Origin of the sequence: Streptomyces sp. E11-3 (assembly GCF_046540415.1) — a bacterium.
Classification (GTDB): Bacteria; Actinomycetota; Actinomycetes; order Streptomycetales; family Streptomycetaceae; genus Streptomyces.
This window is the reverse complement of record NZ_JAZGRL010000138.1, coordinates 1-1,861: the sequence shown is the minus strand read 5'-3', so window position 1 is coordinate 1,861 and position 1,861 is coordinate 1. Positions and strand designations below refer to the sequence as shown.

1 protein-coding gene is annotated in these 1,861 nt (G+C 72.2%); it reads right to left on the bottom strand.

What is annotated here, in order from left to right; translation table 11 throughout:
• Positions 1 to 20: 20 nt before the first annotated feature.
• Positions 21 to 1,861: hypothetical protein (locus U9R90_RS35875; protein WP_411061662.1), on the bottom strand; the 1,841-nt coding region annotated here is incomplete at its 5' end.

Sequence of the window (1,861 nt, the reverse complement as noted above, 5' to 3'; positions counted from 1 at the left end):
GCGGCGGGGGCGGGGTGGCATCAGGCCTCTCCTGCGCTGGGGGTGAGGGCGGCGCGTCCGGCGTCCCGGAGGGTAAGGAGTTCTGCCTCGGTGGTGGGTGCGGCTACGGGGCCGGTGAGGTGGCCCTTGAGGAGGTAGTCGCCGGGCTGATGGTGGTGCGGCCAGGCCTGCGGCTGGGTGAGGTAGAGGGCGTCGGTGCGGAAGGCGACGACGCTGCCGGGCTCGGTGTGCAGGGCGCCGGCGTGGACGTTGTCGTCGCGGTGGCGCTGGGTGAGGAGGGCGGCGCGGGCGCCGGACCAGATTGCGGCGGCCCATTCGGGGTGGGCGTTGGGGTCGCGGCTGAAGCCGGTGGGCTTCTGCCAGGTGATCTGCTCGTCGTCGAAGCCGATGATTTCGGCGTCCGGCGGGATGTCGCGCTCCAGGGTGCGAGGGGTGGTGCCGGTGACCATGCGGGGGCGCTGGGCGAAGGAACCAATGCCGTACAGGAGGATGGCGCGCACCGCGCGGGAGGCGAGGTGGGCGGCGCGGGCCTGCTGGGCGTCGCCCTGGAAGTGGGCCTGGGCGGAGAGGTTGGTCCAGGTCTCTTTGAGTTTCTTGGCCCAGTCGTCGAGGGGTTTGCCGTCCTCCCACAGGATGCCGTCGAGGATTTCGATCTTCCACGGGGTGATGGGGTTGGTCAGGGCGGTGTGGATTTCGGGGCCGCCGGCCCAGGTAGTGAAGGTCGTGCCCGGGGTTGCCGGGTAGTGCCAGGCCCGCTCGCCCGGTGCGGGGGCGGGCAGGATGCCGACGTGGTTCCAGGTGTCGGGGACGGTGACCCGCACCTGCCAGTGGCCGCAGCCGTACAGGGCCCGGGTCTGCTCCTTCTCGCTCCAGGAGGCGAAGGTGGCGGCCGTGATCCGGCGGGGGGTGCCGACCGGGGACTTCCAGGTGTGTTTGGCGTAGGCGAAGGTGCGGTCGTACTCGACGAGTTGGGGCAGTTGTTCGGGCACGCGGGGCGGGAGGATGAGTTCGTTGCGGCCCTGGCCGGCGGTGGCGTGCAGCAGGCCGCGCAGTTCCTCGGACAGGACGGGAAAGCCCTCGGCGTGCTGGCCGCGGGTGGGGATGGTGCGGGTCCACAGGTCGCGGCCGGTCTGCGACGGGGAGCCCATGATGACCGCATCGGACCAGTGGCGGCGCAGTGCCTGCCACAGCAGTACGAACGCGTCCCGGATGGTGGCCGGGTCGTCGCCGCCCGTGTCGAACCACTCCCCCACCGACCGGATTTCGACATGCTGGTCGCCGCCTTCGCGCTGGTAGCGGCCGACGGGGTTGCGGGCGTGGACGAAGTGCCCGGCCATCCGGTCTCTGCCTCGGCCGGTGTCGGTGCGCCAGCCCGGCGTGGGGGCGTTCAGCCAGGCCGCGACCGCATCCCGCAGATACGGGTAGCGGTCGGCGTCCCGGTGCCAGGGATCACCGGCGGTGATGTAGATGCGCTCCGTGCCTTCCGAAAGGGTCTGGAAGACGGCGGTCAGGATGGCGGCGACCGAGGTGTCGGCCAGGTCGAGGCGGTAGGTCTGGCTGCGGTGCACCAGCACACCCGTGTCCGTGTCCAGGAAGACCGTGGAGCGGGCCTGCTGAGTGAAGTTCGGTGGCGTGGAGAGCAGGTTCGGGGTGTGCGTGAACCAACTGTTGCCCACTGCCCCGTCGGGGATCGACGGGAGGGCACGCGGCGCGTCCGGGGCTGCGGGCTTCGCGGAGGCAGGGCCCTCGGCAGGAGCGGCCGGCGGCGAGGCGACGACGGGCTGCGCTGATGCGGCGGCCATCGCGGGCGCCACCGCTCCCGTCTGGGCGGCGGGATGGGGCGGAGCCTCGGTGCCGCCGG